The following is a 17,771-nucleotide window of genomic DNA, read 5'->3' on the forward strand; positions in this document are numbered from 1 at the left end:
AGAAATTAATAAGGAAATAAGAAGAAAACAAGAGGGAGACTAGAGAAGAGGAAACTCTTTAATCGTTTTTTATATTCTAACTAAAGGATGCAATTATCACGCCTGATTGAACAGCTGATGCAGACATCATCATCCCCGGCTTTAATTCCGCCGACACGGGCCTTCCTACGGTTGTTGCCGACGTCATCAGGGGGTTCGGTGGAGACGATTTCCTCAACGGATGGGGTGGACCCGATAATGTTCAAGGAGGTGACGGCGACGACACGCTGTTGGGAGATGCTGGTCTCGACAATCTTACCGGCGACCCTGGCGACGACCGGGTTCTGGGCGGTGGCCCCGGCGTAGACAGGTTAACCGGGGGTCGATCGCGATACCGTTATATATAACCTTGTCACCGAAAGTGGCCCCATATTTCACGATACCATTACCGATTTCCAAGGAGGTGGAAATGCGAGGGGCGATCAGATTGATCTCAGCAACATCGAGGCCGATCCGGGCACTCCGGACGATGACCCCTTTAACTGGAATCCAGGGGGCGCTGGCGCGGCAGGGGAGCTCCGGATGGTAGGAAATGAGCTACGGGGTTACACTGATGGTCTACCCGGGCCTGAATTGATGATTGAACTAAGCGGTGTATCCGCTCTTACGGTCGGTGCGTTCGCGGGCACAGATGTTCTCGTTTAACCGCATTTTGTAGGAGATAGGACGCTTTTTCATTCCTGGGATAGCGCCCTCTAGTGTTACGCCCGATCCAAGGTGAAACTTGGTCAACTACAACACCTGTTTAACCTCGTCTCTGCAATAATACCGCCATTTCCGTATTTCTTTTGCCGCGCTCCAAACGCGGCTCTGACCCGCAGCTTCGCGGATTTGAATCTGTACGAGAACTGCCATTTGTAGAGAAGACTTTAGAAATACCGCGGTCGCGGTGGTGGGTGGAGGCCCCGCTGGGGCATGGTGCGCCTACCTCCTTGCCCGCGCCGGTGTTCAGGTGACGCTGGTGCACTGGAGCGGGTATGCACCTGGAGGAATTGAACTGGTATCCGGCCGCGCCAGGCGCCAGATCGAACAGCACTGTCCCGATTTTTTTCAGTCGGCGGCGCCGGGGGTAGAAATTCAGGAAACAATCTCTCTCTGGAGCACGCCCGAGCCGGTTGTATTAAGCGCGATGTTCAACCCTTGGGGACCAGGTATAGCGGTAGAGCGCACGCTTTTTGATCACGCCCTGCGTGATCTGGCGCGCACAGGGGGCGTGGACGTGCGTGCTGACGCCAAGGTTGTAGGAATCGAGCGGGAAGATGACGCCGGCTGGAAACTGTCGTTGCGTCTGGAAGACGATAAAATCTCATCGCTGCGGGTCGAGTTTGTCGTTCTTGCCACTGGTCGCGCCGCCATATCGTTTTTCGACCGCTCGGCAGCTCCGGAGTCGTCGACAATCGCCTTGATGACATCGCTGCCAGTAAGGCATGATGGGCCGCAGCAGGCGCTTTATATCGAGAAAGCCGGCCGCGGCTGGTGGTACGCTTTACCAGCGCAGAATGGATGTTGTTTTGCCGGTTTTTGTCTTGAACGCGATGAACTCAAAAAGAGGCGGGGTTCCCTAAAGGAATTTTATATCGAGCAACTGCGCGGGACGAAACTCCTCGCCCCTTTGCTGCCGCGGACCATCCATATAGGCGATTCGCACATTTCGGGACGCATGGCGGGGGCGCGTCCTTTCGGTCGCACAGCCGGGGACGGATGGATTGCGGTCGGAGATGCCGCGTATGCGCCCGATCCCCTTAGCGGTATGGGAATTGAGCTGGCGCTTGAATCTGCCGGGTTGGGCGCCGGCGTGGTGCTGGAGGCGATGACCTCAAACAGGAAGGCCGTAAATTCGAATGCTGCGTTTGCGGAATACGACGCAGCAATGCGCGCCCACGTCCAGGAACACGATAAAGCCGCCGCCCTCCATTATGGGCGGCAGGAAAGTCGGTCAGCCGGACCATCGGGAGATTGACGGCCGCAAGGCCATCGCTCCATTCCTACATCCCGGCCCCCCGGTTATCCAATCCTCACGGCGAGCATGGAGATGGAACCGCCGTCGAACCCTTCCACAGGAAAACTGATAGGCTCGTTTTCCCTTCGTTGGGCAAGGACGTAAAGAAGGGGCAGGTAATGATCTGGTGTGGGTACCGACAACAACGCATCCGATCCCAACCTTTCGTACTCTACCAGAGACTCCACATCACCCTCGCTTAACGCGGATCGTACGCTCTTCTCGAACCTGAGCGCCCAATCGTATGGTTGGAGGTGGCGCTGTCCCCATGCATAGGTATGCAGATTGTGCACAATATTGCCGCTGCCCAGGATCAGCACGCCGCGGTCCCGGAGCCGTCCCAGTTTTCGGGCTGTATCGTAGTGCCAGGCTGGCGTCCTCGTTTCGTCAATGCTCAGCTGAACTACGGGAATATTTGCCGCCGGGAAAATGTGCATTAGGACAGACCATGTTCCGTGGTCGAGTCCCCAGCGGGTATCCATGACCGCATCCGGCGACAGCAGATCCGCTACTTCCGCCGCAAACTCGAGCGAACCGGGCGCGGGATATTCAACTTTATAGAGCTTGGGCGGAAACCCGCCGAAATCGTGGATCGTTCTGGGTTTTGCCATCGCCGTGACGGCGGTTTTCGGCACGTACCAATGCGCCGAAACGCAAAGAACAGCCTTGGGTTCGACCGGAAGTGCGGTGCCAATCTCCGACCATGCCTTGGTGAACGCATTATTCGCGAGCGCATTCATCGGATTGCCATGTCCCAGGAAAATAGCAGGCATCGGGACTGAAGAGGCTATCCGCATACGGGGTATAGGGTGCGTGTAAATGGCCATCGATGGCGCTGGAGCGCCTGCCGTCACGAACGCGACGACTGAGTTAAAGATTCGCTACATTGCTACGTCAAACATCCACCGAACTACAGGTTTGCTAAGGGTTCCTTGAACAATATCACACCCTTGCTGCGGTTGCATTCCGGCATGCTCTCGATATTTCTCCAATGGACCTGCGGGTTCGACTGGAAATGCCTGCACATCTTTTGGCGGAACGCCTCGGACCTGTGATCCAGGGGAGCGAAAGTGGCGCCGCGCGGATTCTGATCATGGTATTTTTTCATTTGCATTTTTTTCCGACAGATAGTATGGGATTTGCCGTTACATTAAAACAAAACTTTTACAATAATATGAAAAATATATTTATTATTCAGGGGGTACATTGTTCCCTTTAGGCAGTTTTTAGTTTGTGCGGAAGCGAACAGAAGCGCGATTAAGACGTGTTTTATTCCAAAATTAATTTAATGATTTACTTCAATGTTGTAGCCTCGCAGGAATTTGCCCCTTCGCGCAGTACCCCGTCAGCGATAGAGACCGGCAAGGCCTCGGGAAATTGCAATTTTTTCTTGGCGCCGCGCGAGGATTCCAGGTTCCTGCATCAGTCTTCAAATGTACTAGACTGAGTTGGCGCGCTAATTGCTCTGGAATCCTCATTGAAACGAAATATCAGGAGCTTCTTCGGTATAAAGCATGAGATCTAGCCCAGGCTATGAACAATAGAATCGAGTCGCGCTTTGGCGGTACTTTTCGTTCCTCTTCGGATGCAAGCGATCACCCCTGGTATAGGTCGCGCAGGTTCAGCATTTTCGCAGTGGCGTTTTTGATCAGCGCCGCCATCAGTCTTGCTTACAGTTACAGCCGGCCAGTTGTCTATCGCAGCAGCGCCACGATACTGACCTCCGCGATGACCGCCATCGACAGGGAAAGCAGCGACGCTGACGTTCAACATGTCGCTATTCAACGACAGATTTTACTCGGACATGAGCTCGCGGCCGAGACGCTTGCAAGACTTAAGGCCTCGGCCACGGATAAGTCGCTGCTTCAGTGGAAGCCGTCGGATATCCAGACTTTATTGACTGTCGAACCCGTTCCGGAAACAAATCTGGTCGAGATAAGCGCGGAGGGTTCCAATTCGAGGTTTTTGCCCCTGCTGATAAATACCTGGATCGACGTGTATCTGGATGCGCGGGCGGAAGAAGTGAAGCAGTTGGCCGGCAGTACCCAGCGTATTGTAGAGGATGAGGTGGAGGGTCTGGCCGAAAAGGTGGCTTCAGCCCGCATCGAGTTGGAGAAGTTCCGGAAGAACAACGATATTTCCTCCACCGGCCGCGAAGAAAACGAGGCGCTAGCCCGGCTGAAGGGCCTGACCGAGTCGCTCAACAAAGCCAATGAGGATGAAATCAAGGCCAGAGCACATCTGAATGCCGTCAAGACCTCTATTTCGCGCGGCAAGGCGGTAGTGCCCGAGGATGAAAAGGCGAGCCTGACCGATCTGGAAAAGCGATTGCAGGATATGCGGGAGAAGCTCGCGGAACTGGATAAAAAATTCACGCGTGACTACCTGGATCTTCAACCCGACCTTAAATCCATTCCTGAGCAGATCAAGACGCTGGAAACCGACGTTCAACACAGACGGCAACACGGCCAGAGCCTAGTGCTGAACGATGCCGAGATGTCTTATGCTGCGGCGCAACAAACCACCAGGGAACTTCGTGCCCAGTTGGACGAACACAAGCAACAAGCATCCGCATTCACATCCAAATTTACCCAGCACGAGGCGTTGAAAACAGACCTCGAAGGCCTGGAAAAATTATACCGCGATGCGCAAGAGAGACTGGTGCAGGTAAAAACCAGCCGGAAGGAGAAGTATCCCCAGGTGACGGTTATTAATCGGGCATATGAACCGAGGGACCCGGTGCGACCCAACTATGGGCAGGACGCGCTGATAGCGATTGCGGGCTCCTTGCTTTTTGGCCTGCTTACGGTGTGGGTCGTTGAATATTTAACGCAAAAAAAAGAACCGCCGATGCCGATCGCGGTTTTCGGTGTCCATGGCTATCAAGCTCCTCCGAGCGGGGTGGGCGCGTTAGGCGGGGGAGGCGGGCTAATCGATCAACCCCAGGCCGCGCCTCCCTCCCTCGACGCCAATACGAAGCCACCGCAATCCCTGGCAGGTCCGCAACGTCCGCAACAGCGGCGGGAGTTGTCCAGCCATCAATTGCGCACGTTGCTCAACGCTTCAAATCTCAAGGGGAAGCAGCTCATCGCCTTGATGCTCAGCGGATTGAGCCTCGACGAAGTCGTGTGGCTGACGAAGCATCAGATCGATCTGGAAGCGGATATGATTCATGTCGGGGGTAAGTCGCCTCGGTCCATTCTAATGTGCAGTACGCTGAAATCCTTGCTCATGCAATCTAAGGGTCAGGCCGTGTGGAACCCTGGGGACCCGGAAACACGGGTTGATCTCTCAGCCGCCCTGGTATGCGCTGCAGTAGACTCAGGCCTGCCTGATCCTCAGGATATAAGCGCGGAAGCAATCCGGCATAGCTATATCGCCTACCTTGTGCGCCAGGGTTTGCGGCTATCCGAACTGGAGCAGGTTACCGGGCATCTGGAACCTTCAGTCCTTTCAAGCTACAGCGCGTATTCCCCCCCACAGGAAGGCCGCCATCTCGCGGAAATCGAACTGCTTCATCCCGCTTTGATCAATGTCGCCTGAATATCCCTACTTGGGCGCGTAAACAATGCAACACAGGCGGGCGGGCAACATGCAATCAGGCCGCGCCCCGCGCCATGAGGAGGCAGCACAGCCAGCGGAGCAGCAACATGCGTATGGCTGTGCTAAGGGACGATGTTACTCGCAGACTGACTGCCTGCGTCCATCCCGTGCAGCAGCGCCGAGCGTTCTGCCACAGACAGGCGGCCGAGCTCGCGCACAGCCGCATAAAACCGATCCATGTTGCCGCCGTGCTGGGCAAGCAGTGAACGAAAAGCAGGCACCAGCTGGGTATAGGTCGAGATCGAGGCAAAATGTGCGTTGTTGAGGTGTTGCTCCAACCAGCGGTCGTAGCTGGCTCGCGCCTTCTCCGCGACCAGGCTGGACATTTTTTCCCGCAGCTCGGCAAAAATGTGCGCTTTGCCCGCCCGTTTTTCGTCGTCGCTCTGGCCAGAGGCATACAGTTCTTCCAACCGCTTGCGGTAATCGAGCATCAGCACTGCGGAAGCGGCTTTCCTTTCCTGTGTGGTGACGAAGAGCGCCCGTTGTTTCTCGGTACCGTGCTCCTTCAACCACTGGGTTATGCCTTCCAGTTCTACAGCGGTGGCAAACGATTCGTTGAAGGTGCTATCGTCGCGCACGTAGACCACCTGGTGGGCAAGCTCGTGAAATATCAATTGGGCGAGCTCGTTATCGGAGTAGCCGAGGAAAGTGTTGAGTACCGGGTCCTTGAACCATCCCAGGGTGGAGTAGGTGCGTACGCCCCCAACTGAAACGTCATAGCCTTTGCTTCGGAGGTCATCGGCAAAGCGGTTTGCTTCGGTTTCAGAAAAAAAACCGCGGTAACTGACGCACCCGACAGCGACGAAACACCATTTTTCAGATTCCAGGGAGAGTTCAGGGGTGGCAGAAACATTCCATATCGCATATCGCCGCCCCAGGTCTGCATAGGCGGTAAAGCTCTGATTATCAGGAAGCTTGAGCTTGCGCACGGCAAATTCCCGCAGCTTGACCACCAGGGAGAGCGAGTGTTTAACGCGTGGATCGGTCTGGGGATCGGCAATGACCGTGTGAATGGGCCGGATCCTGCTATGAATACTGGAATGCCCATTCACCGCCTGAGCGTAGTAGCCCAGATTGGCGCAACCGCCAAGCAAGGCAACGAGGCTTAGTGCGATCAGCCTCGATTTGGATTTGGATGAATTTGCGAACGTCATGATGATCCGGAATGCTCCCGACCGCCTTGGTCGCAGTTTAGCGTCAGAACGTTAGAAATGCAGCCTCCGTTGTTCTTGTGCCTGTGTACGCAGAAAGTGCCCGTGCCGTAAAAACGCGCACGCCTGCCTTACCAGCTCGGCGGACAGGAGCATCTCGGAATGGCCTACGTTGAGCACGATTTCGTCGCGTGCATTTGGAACGCGCGTTTCTTCCACTGTCACCACGCCATCGTTCGGACCGGGCAGCCGGGTTATGAGGCGGCCTGCCCCAAGGCTCCTGCGACCGGCAATTACGCCGAGTTCATATGGGGGATTGCGCGTTGCAGCGGCCTCATCCCGCCACTGCAGCCACTCCATCCACTGTAGCATGCTCCGCCCCAGAATGTACCGACCGGGTCCCCGCCGTGAAAGTTTCCTTCCTACCGAACATGCACTATAGGGGCTTCCGGCCAGAATAACCCGCCCAAGTCTGGGTTGGGGAAACTCGTCAAGCATCTGCAGTATCAGCAGGCCACCCAGGCTGTGACCGATAAAATGTATCCGCGATGCGGTGAGACCCGCGGTAAACCGCGCCAGCATCAACGCGTTTTCGGACAGCGAACTGGACATGGAAGGATACGAAAAGAAGGCGGATTGAAAACCGCAACGCCGAAGCCGTTTTCCCATTAAGCCCATCACCCAGCTGCCCATCCATAATCCGTGAACGAGCACGACGGTCTCCGCAGCAGGCTCGCTCTCAGTTCCTTGAGGCGGGTCGAATTCCCGTTGGCCTCCCTTGTCGCTGTGGTGCGGTCGGCCTTCCTGATCGGGCGACGCGGTGATGCCGGAACCTTTTAGCGGAGATGAGATCGTCAAGTCAACAACACGAGTATGGCGGCGCCATCATTCCGCCGCCACCCGGTCACGGTGACACGACTCCGGGTTATGCGTTGCAGAGTCGGCTAGTATTTAAGGTCGGGCAGTTCGGCAGCCTCAGGCTTTCGTCACCGGGCCATGATCGTCGCAATGACCGCCGTGAGGATAGTGGAGATGTCCCTCGACCAGATAGTCAACATGGTCTCCATGCGGCACTGTTTCATGTCCACACTCAGGCCCATGCACATGCTCTGACGTATGTGCGGCGCATTCATGCCCGGGGGTGCAGTTTTGGGGATTGGTCGATGTTATGCCAATCACATGCTCGTCGACATGGCCTTCATGTGGATGATGCAGATGTCCGTCGTGCAGGTAGTCGACATGGTCATTGTGCACGATGCCGGTATGACCGCACTCCGGACCGTGCGGATGATCATGATTGTCGTGCTGCGGCGAGTTGCACTGGCTCATTGTCAGGTCCTCATAAAATGCTATCTAGTTAAATATACAGACCGCCTGCTAATTCATGCGCTGTCGATTATGATAAAATCGAGCACTTCGGCTTTGCATTCCCGGCATCGCCATCGTGGAACACCAGCTACAACTGTAGCCGCCGGTTGTGAATGTCCGCCAACTGGGCTGCAATGAATCGCGTGGCCCTGCTGGGCATTTAGCCATTTTGCATTTAGCGGTGGTTGGTCGTTGAGTATAAGTTCGACAGATTCAGTCGCATACAGTTCCCGCACGGCAGCACGGATAAGTACGAAAGCGCCTCGTCCGCAGCGCCCGGACGCAAGTCGCGCTGCGCCCATTTATGGGGAGAATCATCGAGAGACTCGGGACCGGCCCTCAAACTCGGGGAACGACGGAAGAAAAACAGGATGAAGACATATAAACGCTACGCGCATTTGACAGGCAACCTGGTCATGGTTGGTTTCGGCAGCATCGGTCAGGCCGTGCTCCCGTTATTGTTTCGGCATCTCGATTTGCGCCCCGGGCAGGTTCGGATCGTTTCCGCTGGAGAAAACGGTGGTGAGGTCGCGCAGGAGTTTGGGGTGTCATTCACATCCCAGGCACTCACCAGAGAAAATTATCTTGAAGTGCTTGAGCCTTACCTGAACAAGGGCGATTTTCTTTTGAACCTGTCGGTCGACGTATCGAGCCTCGCATTAATAGAGTTATGCCACCGACGCGGCTCGCTCTACCTGGACACTTGTATAGAGCCGTGGCTGGGGGGCTATACCGACCCGTCATTGACGCCCTCGCTACGTTCCAACTACGCCTTGCGGGAACACGCGCTCGAAATCGGGCGCCAAACTGGCGGCGGTCCTACCGCTGTGCTGTCGCATGGAGCGAATCCCGGCCTGGCGTCCGCCTTTGTCAAACAGGCGCTCCTCAATATCGCGGCCGATACCGGATTGACTGTGGACGTGCCTGCGCACCGCGACGATTGGGCGCAACTTGCACGCGCCCTAAACATAAAAGTGATTCATATCGCCGAGCAGGACACCCAGGTCAGCAGCCGGCATAAACAGGAGGATGAGTTTGTCAACACCTGGTCCGTATTCGGTTTCGCCGGAGAGGGCCTGCAGCCCGCGGAGCTGGGATGGGGAACGCATGAGCGTTATTGGCCGCAGGACGGACTCCGGCACGAATTCGGCTGTGATGCAGCCATTTACCTCAACCGACCAGGCGCTGCGACGCGAGTGCGCAGCTGGGTTCCACTGAGCGGATGCTACCATGGCTTTCTAATCACGCATGGCGAGTCCATTTCAGTCGCCGACTACTTGACCGTGAGAGAAGATGAGAAAGTGCTCTACCGTCCAACCGTCCATTACGCTTATCATCCCTGCCCTGACGCTGTGCTTTCGGTCGACGAGTTTGCCGGCAGGAACTGGCGTGTGCAGTCGAAAGAACGGGTGATCCGGGACGAAATCGTGAGCGGTGTCGACGAGCTGGGCGTGCTGCTGATGGGGCATGCCAAGTGCGCTTACTGGTATGGATCGCGCCTGTCGATCCAGCAAGCCCGGCAGCTCGCGCCCTACAACAATGCGACCAGTCTCCAGGTTGGGGCCGGGGTGCTGGCGGGCATGGTGTGGGCGCTTCTGAATCCGCAGTCGGGCGTGGTGGAGCCGGACGAAATGGACCATCGGCTCATACTTGAAATCGCGGGGCCATATCTGGGCGAGGTTGTGGGTGTCTACGGAGACTGGACACCTCTACAAGATAGGGAATGGCCATTCCCGGAAGATGTGGATCGCGACGACCCGTGGCAATTCAAGAATATCCGGGTGACATAAGCATGAGGGCGCCGGGACTCCGCACTTCGGGCAGTAGCATGGCTGATCCAAGCACTTGCCGGGTTGTGATCCAGCCATCCCGTGCTCCATATTGCCGGGCTTCCCATCGGTTATATCACGCGGAGACGCTTATTAAGGGTGATACTGGCGCGCGCTAATTTGTCCACAATTACTGTGGATAAGTTTGTGGGTAAGGTATTAACGGGGCAGGTAAGTCTTCTTTTTGTAACACTATTTTCCTGCATGGCTATTTTTTGAACTCCAATAATTTCTACTTATTTTTCATGCACATAGTTTGGTGCTTCAAATTTAAAGGTTTTTTTTCAGCCCCATTTTAAGGTCCGCGCGCGGTTTGGCACGGCTTGAAAATAAATGTGGATTAATCTTAAATGTCAATAGAAACGTCGGTATATTAAATGATAATTTTTATAGTCCCTTTGGATTATGAATTGAGCGGAATTTGTGCACTCAGGGGGCTTCGCGATACCCTAGGAGTTGTGAACTCGGATTGATCCAATGCTTAACCCCTTCTCTCATTGCCGGGAGTTAAACAACGTATATAATTAATTTCGGCGACGGTGCGCCGCCGTGCGCCGGGGGTGTATTGCAACGGACTGGACCCCGTTCGGTCAGTCTTGAATTGCGTAGGTCCAGGTCAGCAGTGCCGGCCTGAATCTGCCGAGCCCAGCCTGGAAGTGGGGGGGGTCGCTGGATACTTAACAACTAAGAAGGAGTGTGAAAATGGAAATCGAGTGGAAAATAGTTGATGAGCATCATCAAGAGGTGTTCGTAAATCAACACGCGCGAGGCCTGCTCTGGATTACGTCCGCTGGTTTTTCATTTTGGCACAGCTATCCCAACCCAGGCGTGGACATTTCCCAGGCAAAGACTGTGGACGAGGCTCGAAAAATCGTGGAAACAGCACTCCGGTTGGAGGAATACGAAAATCCCCTCGCGGATAAACAGTAGTCAGATAAGTGGTAGTCAGATAAACGGTAGCGTCGGGCATAAGTATCTTCGCCGATGCAGGTTGCGGTACCGGATCAGTCCTTCGCCGGGCTCCACCAATTTCTTGCCTGATCCTGATCTATAGCCACGCGGCGAATGAAACCGTCTGTACCGGTCCGAGTTGGGCCAATGGTTATCCGCTATCTTTCAATGCCGGACATGGGAACGAATAAGCGGCAAGCAGCCAAGTTCATGAGGTTGCTCCCACTATATTTGACGCTGTCCTGCTAAATTACGCCTGAGCTTTGGATTGTCCACAAATCCTGTGGATAAATTTGTTGATAAGCTATGGACACGGTCTCTAAGTCGTGTTTTTGTAACAATATTTACTCATTTGGCTATTTTTTGATCTATAAAAATTCGCTATATATATCAAAGGCTTGTAAATCAAACTTTGGTTGATGCAGCTGACAGCGTATTGCGCGGAAAAAAAATTGCGCATTATTTCAGTTGTGGATTTCTGTGGGAATGTCAAGCGAAATTTAGTCTAAAAATTGTAAAAAATTAAGCGTTCTTGCCCCATATAAAACGGATTCGTAGACGTGTTCCCTTTCGCCGTGCCGTATGAAATTCATGGCGACCGAGGAGCGATCCCGCACCCGATGCGCTCTTAAATATCGGGGATTGTGTGGAAACGCACAGTTACAGTTCCAGTTTTTGACTATGCTTTCGTCGTGGTAGCCTTTTATCAACGGAAAAAAGGAAACACGATGAAAAACTTAAAATTGTTCGCGGTAGTGGCCGCACTTGCGGCGCTCGCAGGCTGTATATCGATTGGTTCAAAAGAACCTGGGCCCCAAGGCCCGCCCGGCCCTAAAGGCGAGTCAGGCGGGACCGAAAAGGTGATCGTTGTTCCCGAGAAACAGTATTAAAAGTATCAAGGGTTCGCCCCGAAAAGCGCCGGCGCGTGCAGAGCTTTCATAGTTGTTCGCGCCGGTGCTCCATCCTGATCAACGCCGCTCGTTTCTTTGGTATTAAACACGCCTGCGGCTCTGCGAAGTGCCGCAAAACCAATCGCCCACTTAATTCCCCGCATGGCCGCGCTGATTGAGGAAATGCCTGCTGCGACCCTGTGGTTCCGCAACCAGGTATCGTTATTGGAGGCCATAATGCAACCAATGACGGAATAACTTCCCGCTACGCATTGACCAGCTTGCCCCAAGCCATTAGTATATGCACCTCTCCAATTCCCCGATAGCTCAGTCGGTAGAGCGACGGACTGTTAATCCGCAGGTCCCAGGTTCGAGCCCTGGTCGGGGAGCCATGAAATCAAATAGTTAAATAGCCATATAGGATGCTTCATTATTTCATTGCTACTATATTGCTACTTTCAACTCTCTAGATCGTACGAAACGATAATTTGGTAATACATTGAAATGGGGGTGAAAAAGCATTTTTACCCTTCTTTCCAAAATCGACAGAAATCCATAATATTTCTGAAGGGATTTCGACGAGGCTTACAAAAATTCATTGCCCTAATTTCTTAAGGCAGGTGTGTTTGCTCCCAGCACCTTGGGGTATGCTTGAAATTCGAATACCACGAATAGCACGACTTATGGACAGAGCGTAGCTTGGCTGTCTTTGATCCGTACCTAACAGGGGCTCATGCGCTCCTGACCATCATTAGGTTGGCTGGGCCCGCATCTCCTTCCCTACGTTTGATTACGTCAGACCGTGGGACGAAAAAGTTTAATCCTTACTTTGTCCGCTACTTCCTCTCAAAGCTCGGGCCCTTCAATGATGAAATCAGGAAAACCAGTCAGATGCTCGCCACGCTATACGCTGCTCGTTATATGCTGCTTTCATCTGAGCATAGGCTTGTCTTCGAGATGTCCTTGAACCGTAAACAAGCACGAAGCGGCACACCTAGAAAATGATGATGCTGATCACGGCTGCCTGAAGCTGACAGGGAAAGGACTGATCCTCTTTTTTTGAGTGAAACTCGCTTTCAATTACGGCAGAGCTTTATCGCAGATCGACACATCTCGCGCCATTTTATTTTTTATTTGTCCGAGCTCATTCCAAGTCAAACTATCGCAGGTCGCTAGCGCCGCGTTTGACAATGAAGTTTCGGAGACAATGGCCTGCACGAGGGAACTCTATCATCCAGACAACGAAAGGATGAGGAGGAGTCCTAGCAGAACCAAGCCTAGACGCACCGTGATTAAATGATAAAAGCCTTCGGTCCAGATTGCGAGCTGTTATTAAGTTGCACAAACAGTAATACTCGCTACAAACATAAAAAACACAAAAAATAGGAGTTGTTGTGTCTCGATTGACTGACTTGATTGCCCAGGCCAGAGCCAAAGACCCGCAGCTGGGGCCAAGGGGAGGCTCCGTGTACTTGATTTGACCGATATCGATGTCCAAAGAGCCATTGCACTGGCCAAGGATGCGGTGAGCCTTTTTAATAGTGGGTCTGCAAAGGACTACGAATGAATAAGTGACCGACCTCAATGCAGACTACGCACATTGGCATGAATCTTAAGGCCGTATTGGGGCAAGCCAGTAGACACCACGTACGCGATTTGAAAGAGAAAATTAATTTATATTGCGGGTAAACGGTATCCAAAACTGTAATTTTTGATCAGCCGTATCGTCCTATCGACTCGAGCAGGTAAAGGGCCAAAATCTTGCTCCACAACCAAGAACAATTCCTGTGTTTTGCCCATAAAGTGTTGTGGAACTGAATATGTAGCAAGATCCAAGGAATACATCAGTCTTGCCAAATACCTTATCAAGGTATACCGATGCCCTTTGAAGCTTTGTCTGCCAGTTGTATGGATACATATCCTTCATGGTTTCGCCCATTTTTACGTCGGACTGAACAATAGCCGTGCCGTGTGAAAGAACATTTCTCAGAACGAACAACACTTCAATGGCTTCCCACAAATCTTTTTTAACGGCTTTGTTAAGGCTTCTGTCAAAATAAAATGAGTAGTGTTCTTTAAGTTTCTCCCAGCCGCCCTGCATTTCTAGATCAGAATGGCGCTCTGAGAGCGAACGTTCTGTCTTTGCGAGGATGGCGTGACCTTGTTTTCTCTCCATTTCTGTTGCTATACGAATATCCTGCAGCAGTCTTTCTGAGAGAATACTTCGGAGAGTACCTTCAATGATTGAAGCATTAAGAATTAGAAGAACAAAGCTGTGCCTAAAATTCATCTGTCCATCTGACAGCGTTTCTTCCTCTTCCCTTTTGCGGTGAGCCAATGCAATCGCTTCATACGTTAGTAATAAAGAGACAGCGGTTTCGATACCCTTATATGCGACGTTCCTCATTAGTCGTTCTTTTAATGGGCCTTAATGATTAAAGCGATTGATTTGAGCGGAAGATGAGCCAAATGAGCATCAGGTCGTAGCGGCAGCGCTTTTCGATCCTGGCATTGACCAATTGCTTTTCCTCCCTGGGACTTCCTTTGGGGCACCTTGAGTTCTACCAATGTGATTCTCGTCTCCTGGCACGGTTAAAAGGGACCTTTATTCACACATAGGTCAAAGTCCAAGGCTACCACTCCACGTATATTGCTGTGATGCAATGGACTTGCTCCGAACGATTTACTGCCTCGGGTGCAACGAAGCAAATCTCTAGCTCAGGTTTCGGCGCCTGGCCATGCTTTGTAATGCGATAACGCTCCATCACGCCTTCCTTCGTGCCAAACCATGATTGGCAAATGCATTTGCTCTCCATGCTGACCTGGGAAGCCCTAAATCCAATTTTTGGTAATACAGTTTTTTCAATCGCTAGCTCTTCTTTTCGTGTGAGTTTAAAGCCCTCGAACCATTCGCGATGAACTGTCGCTCATTGAATTCCTGAATTTCAAGTGCCCGTCTCGGGTACTTCTGGCCAGCAGGGTCTGTGAACAGCAACCCATTTTTTTGCCTTTCGACGGGCAGAGTCTCCTGCTGTCTCTATTCCTAAATGGTCACAAATGGCATTCCATGTGTTCAGATTCGGTATGCTTTTTAGCTCTTGAATACTTGCTGCCCATTCTTTCGCGCTCGGTGTGTGAGCGCGTCGGGGCAGTGCAGCATAAGCTTTCAACTCTTCTAGTAAGGGGTCGCAATCTATCTTGTGCTCATTATCGGCCATTTTTGCAGGAGGAAGCCCAGGAATAAGCCTGCGCAAGGCGTCCTCAAATGATAAGTGTTCAAACGGCCTCGGGTTCGCCAGCTTCCAGATAACGGCAGCTACGTCATCGCTCACAAAAAAATTTGACATCTCAGCTCTCCTTAAAATCGAGGAGCTACTAGTATGCCACCGGTTAGTACTAGCGGCAATATTTTCGTACTAGTAAGGAAATAAAGCAATGGACGCCCACTAGGTGAGGTTGGCCGCTCTTATACAGGTCGCCCGCAGAACTCATCGTTCAACAACGCTTTGATCGATCCCGGGAGTAGTGCGAGTGATCCGTGCGCCTTTGTTTTCAGAAAAACCCAATTTTAGAATTACGAGATCAGATGCGGCTCATCGTTACTTCTCGTGGGGCCGTTCGGAACCCTGCTGCAACTTGACTCTCTTAAACGGTCGTTTTTAGGAGATAGCGGGCGGGCGGAAAAATTTGCGGTTTCACCCTCTTTTTACCTCCCAAAACTATCTCTTGAAATTATCTCTCCCATAAGCTATAGTTGAGACGAGTTTCAGGAGAATAACAACTGGTAGAGGGAGTGAGATGAAGATTGGTTACGCGCGGGTAAGTACTCAGGAGCAGGATCTAGCCTTACAACTCGATGCCTTGACTAAAGAAGGGTGCGACAAGATTTTTCAGGAAAAGGCGTCCGGTGCGCAGCGGGATCGGCCAGAGCTAAAAGCTGCCCTGGCCTACATGCGCAAGGGTGACACGTTGGTGGTCTGGAAAATTGACCGGCTTGCCCGCTCCATGAAACAGCTAATCGAAACCATCGAATCGTTTCAGGAGGGGATAGGACTTAAGTCGCTGCAGGACCCCATCGATACGAGTTCACCAAGCGGCAAGCTCGTCTTCCACATCTTTGCTGCCCTTGCCGAATTCGAACGCGGCGTCATTCGTGAGCGGACTACCGCAGGCTTGAGAGCCGCACGGGAACATGGCCGTGTGGGTGGCCGACCCCGATCGCTTTCAGCCAAGGACCTTCAGGCAGCCAAGGCAATGCTGAAGGATTCTGAGCTCACTGTGGCTGCCGTCGCCCGGCGGCTGAACGTGGCCGCATCTACGTTATACCGCCATATTCCCCATGCGAGAAGTGCGAGTCTGGAGACAGACTAGGGCGCGAACGTACTGTCGACAAAACAACCTCTACTAATCCTGTTTGCTCGTGTGTTATCTGGCCGGATTCTAAATTACTCACGCTAAACTAGGCTGGCGGAGTCCTATAAGTCGAGGAATTCAAATATAGCTGGGACTTGAATATAGGAAAAAGATTATGGAGTGCGGGAAGGCGGGTTACAGCCACATTGCTGGATGATTGAGTTATTGTGGCAAAAACTCGCTTGTTAACCCACGTTTTACTTCGCGATATCGTCGCGGTACACCTTGCCGCCCTTCATGATGAAGGAGACATCTTCGAGGATAGTAATGTCTTCGAGAGGATCACCGCGGACGGCAACGACGTCGGCGTAGTAGCTTTTCTCAAGGACGCCCACTTTGCCGGCTTGGCCGAGTAGATCGGCAGCATTGATAGTGGCAGCCCGAATGGCATCGACGGGCTTCATCCCCCACTCGACCATCTTTGCGAATTGCTTCGCGTTGTCGCCGTGCGGGTAGACCCCCGAGTCCGTGCCAAACGCCATCCTGGCGCCCGCCTGAAATGCCTTGCGAAAGTTCTCTCGCTGCAAGCGGCCCAACTGGCGGTTTTTTTCAAGGGATTCGGGTAGCACCCCATTCTTCTCGCCATGGGACAGGATGTAGTCATCATTGTAGATATCGAATACGAGATAGGTATCGCGCTCCTTTGCTAGGCGGATGCCTTCGTCATCGATGAAGCTGCAATGTTCAACGGAGTCCACCCCGGCACGGATGGCATCCTTTATGGACTCCGTACCATGGGCGTGTGCCGCGACTTTCCGTCCCAGTCTGTGGGCTTCTGACACGATCGCCTGCATTTCTTCGAGCGTATATTGCTCCGCGCCGGGTTGACCACCCTTGCTCAAAACACCGCCAGAGGCGCAAACCTTTATTACATCCGCCCCAAATTTGATCACTTCACGAATCTTTTGGCGAACGGCCCAGGGACCGTCTGCCACACCTTCCGCTTTAAAGTTGAATTCGCTTGGGAGCAGATTTTCATCGCAGTGACCCCCAGTAATGGTGAGCGGAGGCCCGGAAACCATCATCCGAGGACCCGGAATTTCTCCGGCATTGATGCCGTCGCGCACCGCAACATCGGTGTAGTGCCATGCGCCGACATTTCGTATGGAAGTGAACCCGGAAAGCAGCAGGAGACGAGCGTTCTTGACGCCGATCACAGCCTCGCGCGGGGCTGAAATGCCCAGCCCTTTATAGCCTGAGTTTTGCGGGTCGGATGTGACGTGGGTGTGGACGTCAATGAGACCGGGCAGGCAGGTTAAGCCCGAGAGATTGATGCGTGTAATACCCTTCGGAGCGGAGCTGGCGGGACCGACGAAGATGATGACCCCGTCCTTGTCCCAAGTGATGACCTGGTCTTCGATGAGGCGCCCGGCACGGACATCCAGAAGGTTGCCGCAGTGAATGGCCTGCGGTGCAGCCTGGACTTCTGAAATCACCGTAACCTCCGCTACAGTCAAGATAAGGGATAAAACTAGTGCGCTGCCCCTTTTCACTTCGCCCAACCGGTTACCAATTTTGTCCTTCCCTA

At 53.0% G+C, this 17,771-nt stretch carries 15 protein-coding genes and 1 tRNA gene; 8 read left to right on the plus strand and 8 right to left on the minus strand.

Annotation, left to right across the window (positions count from 1 at the left end; translation table 11 throughout):
* The first annotated feature begins 131 nt into the window (after positions 1–131).
* Together BM022_RS16365 and BM022_RS06405 are read left to right on the plus strand one after the other, a co-directional pair.
* The gene (locus BM022_RS16365) at positions 132–386 is read left to right on the plus strand and encodes a calcium-binding protein (protein WP_371264302.1); all 255 of its coding nucleotides are present in this window, start codon (positions 132–134) and stop codon (positions 384–386) included.
* Positions 387–928: 542 nt separating this feature from the next.
* A complete protein-coding gene (locus BM022_RS06405) occupies positions 929–1,999 on the plus strand; it encodes an NAD(P)/FAD-dependent oxidoreductase (RefSeq protein ID WP_091137818.1) in 1,071 nt (356 codons plus the stop codon).
* A 44-nt stretch (positions 2,000–2,043) separates the two neighbouring features.
* Here the strand turns inward: BM022_RS06405 and ygiD are convergent, their stop codons facing one another.
* Together ygiD and BM022_RS15135 are read right to left on the minus strand one after the other, a co-directional pair.
* A complete protein-coding gene (gene ygiD, locus BM022_RS06410; RefSeq protein WP_091137819.1) occupies positions 2,044–2,811 on the minus strand; it encodes a 4,5-DOPA-extradiol-dioxygenase in 768 nt (255 codons plus the stop codon).
* A gap of 137 nt (positions 2,812–2,948) precedes the next feature.
* Positions 2,949–3,146 carry a hypothetical protein gene (locus BM022_RS15135; RefSeq protein ID WP_143079543.1) on the minus strand — a complete coding sequence of 66 codons (198 nt, stop codon included), beginning with the start codon at positions 3,144–3,146 and terminating at the stop codon, positions 2,949–2,951.
* Between the two features lie 425 nt (positions 3,147–3,571).
* Here BM022_RS15135 and BM022_RS06420 point away from each other — a divergent pair, with 425 nt between their 5' ends.
* Positions 3,572–5,581, plus strand: coding sequence for a GumC family protein (locus BM022_RS06420; RefSeq protein ID WP_091137822.1), 2,010 nt, complete (start codon positions 3,572–3,574; stop codon positions 5,579–5,581).
* A gap of 122 nt (positions 5,582–5,703) precedes the next feature.
* On the opposite strand, the gene BM022_RS06425 is transcribed toward BM022_RS06420, so the two are convergent.
* From BM022_RS06425 to BM022_RS06435, 3 genes are all read right to left on the minus strand, one after another.
* Complete coding sequence (locus BM022_RS06425; protein ID WP_091137824.1) at positions 5,704–6,795, minus strand: aminopeptidase; 1,092 nt, start codon at positions 6,793–6,795, stop codon at positions 5,704–5,706.
* A gap of 51 nt (positions 6,796–6,846) precedes the next feature.
* The gene (locus BM022_RS06430; protein WP_091137826.1) at positions 6,847–7,650 is read right to left on the minus strand and encodes an alpha/beta hydrolase; all 804 of its coding nucleotides are present in this window, start codon (positions 7,648–7,650) and stop codon (positions 6,847–6,849) included.
* 117 nt (positions 7,651–7,767) lie between these two features.
* Positions 7,768–8,121 carry a hypothetical protein gene (locus BM022_RS06435; protein WP_091137828.1) on the minus strand — a complete coding sequence of 118 codons (354 nt, stop codon included), beginning with the start codon at positions 8,119–8,121 and terminating at the stop codon, positions 7,768–7,770.
* 410 nt (positions 8,122–8,531) lie between these two features.
* Between BM022_RS06435 and BM022_RS06440 the strand changes: the two genes are divergently transcribed.
* The 4 genes from BM022_RS06440 to BM022_RS06455 all read left to right on the plus strand — a co-directional run bounded on the left by BM022_RS06440 (position 8,532) and on the right by BM022_RS06455 (position 12,222).
* Positions 8,532–9,950, plus strand: a complete 1,419-nt coding sequence (locus BM022_RS06440) for a homospermidine synthase (RefSeq protein WP_091137829.1) — start codon at positions 8,532–8,534, stop codon at positions 9,948–9,950.
* Positions 9,951–10,691: 741 nt separating this feature from the next.
* A complete protein-coding gene (locus BM022_RS06445; protein WP_091137831.1) occupies positions 10,692–10,919 on the plus strand; it encodes a hypothetical protein in 228 nt (75 codons plus the stop codon).
* Positions 10,920–11,668: 749 nt separating this feature from the next.
* Positions 11,669–11,830, plus strand: coding sequence for a hypothetical protein (locus BM022_RS15465; protein WP_177191644.1), 162 nt, complete (start codon positions 11,669–11,671; stop codon positions 11,828–11,830).
* 316 nt (positions 11,831–12,146) lie between these two features.
* A tRNA-Asn gene (locus BM022_RS06455) sits at positions 12,147–12,222 on the plus strand.
* 1,337 nt (positions 12,223–13,559) lie between these two features.
* Here the strand turns inward: BM022_RS06455 and BM022_RS06460 are convergent.
* Both BM022_RS06460 and BM022_RS06465 read right to left on the minus strand, forming a co-directional pair.
* Positions 13,560–14,237: a hypothetical protein gene (locus BM022_RS06460; RefSeq protein ID WP_091137834.1), complete on the minus strand. Its 678-nt coding sequence runs from the start codon at positions 14,235–14,237 to the stop codon at positions 13,560–13,562.
* Positions 14,238–14,775: 538 nt separating this feature from the next.
* A complete protein-coding gene (locus tag BM022_RS06465) occupies positions 14,776–15,177 on the minus strand; it encodes a hypothetical protein (protein WP_091137835.1) in 402 nt (133 codons plus the stop codon).
* A 451-nt stretch (positions 15,178–15,628) separates the two neighbouring features.
* On the opposite strand from BM022_RS06465, the gene BM022_RS06470 reads away from it, so the two are divergent.
* Complete coding sequence (locus BM022_RS06470) at positions 15,629–16,201, plus strand: recombinase family protein (protein ID WP_091137837.1); 573 nt, start codon at positions 15,629–15,631, stop codon at positions 16,199–16,201.
* Between the two features lie 239 nt (positions 16,202–16,440).
* On the opposite strand, the gene BM022_RS06475 is transcribed toward BM022_RS06470, so the two are convergent.
* Entirely contained in the window at positions 16,441–17,679 is a 1,239-nt protein-coding gene (locus BM022_RS06475; protein WP_218146844.1) for a Xaa-Pro dipeptidase, read from the minus strand.
* Positions 17,680–17,771: the final 92 nt, after the last annotated feature.

Origin of the sequence: Nitrosospira sp. Nsp14, from assembly GCF_900113575.1 — a bacterium.
Taxonomy (GTDB): domain Bacteria; phylum Pseudomonadota; class Gammaproteobacteria; order Burkholderiales; family Nitrosomonadaceae; genus Nitrosospira.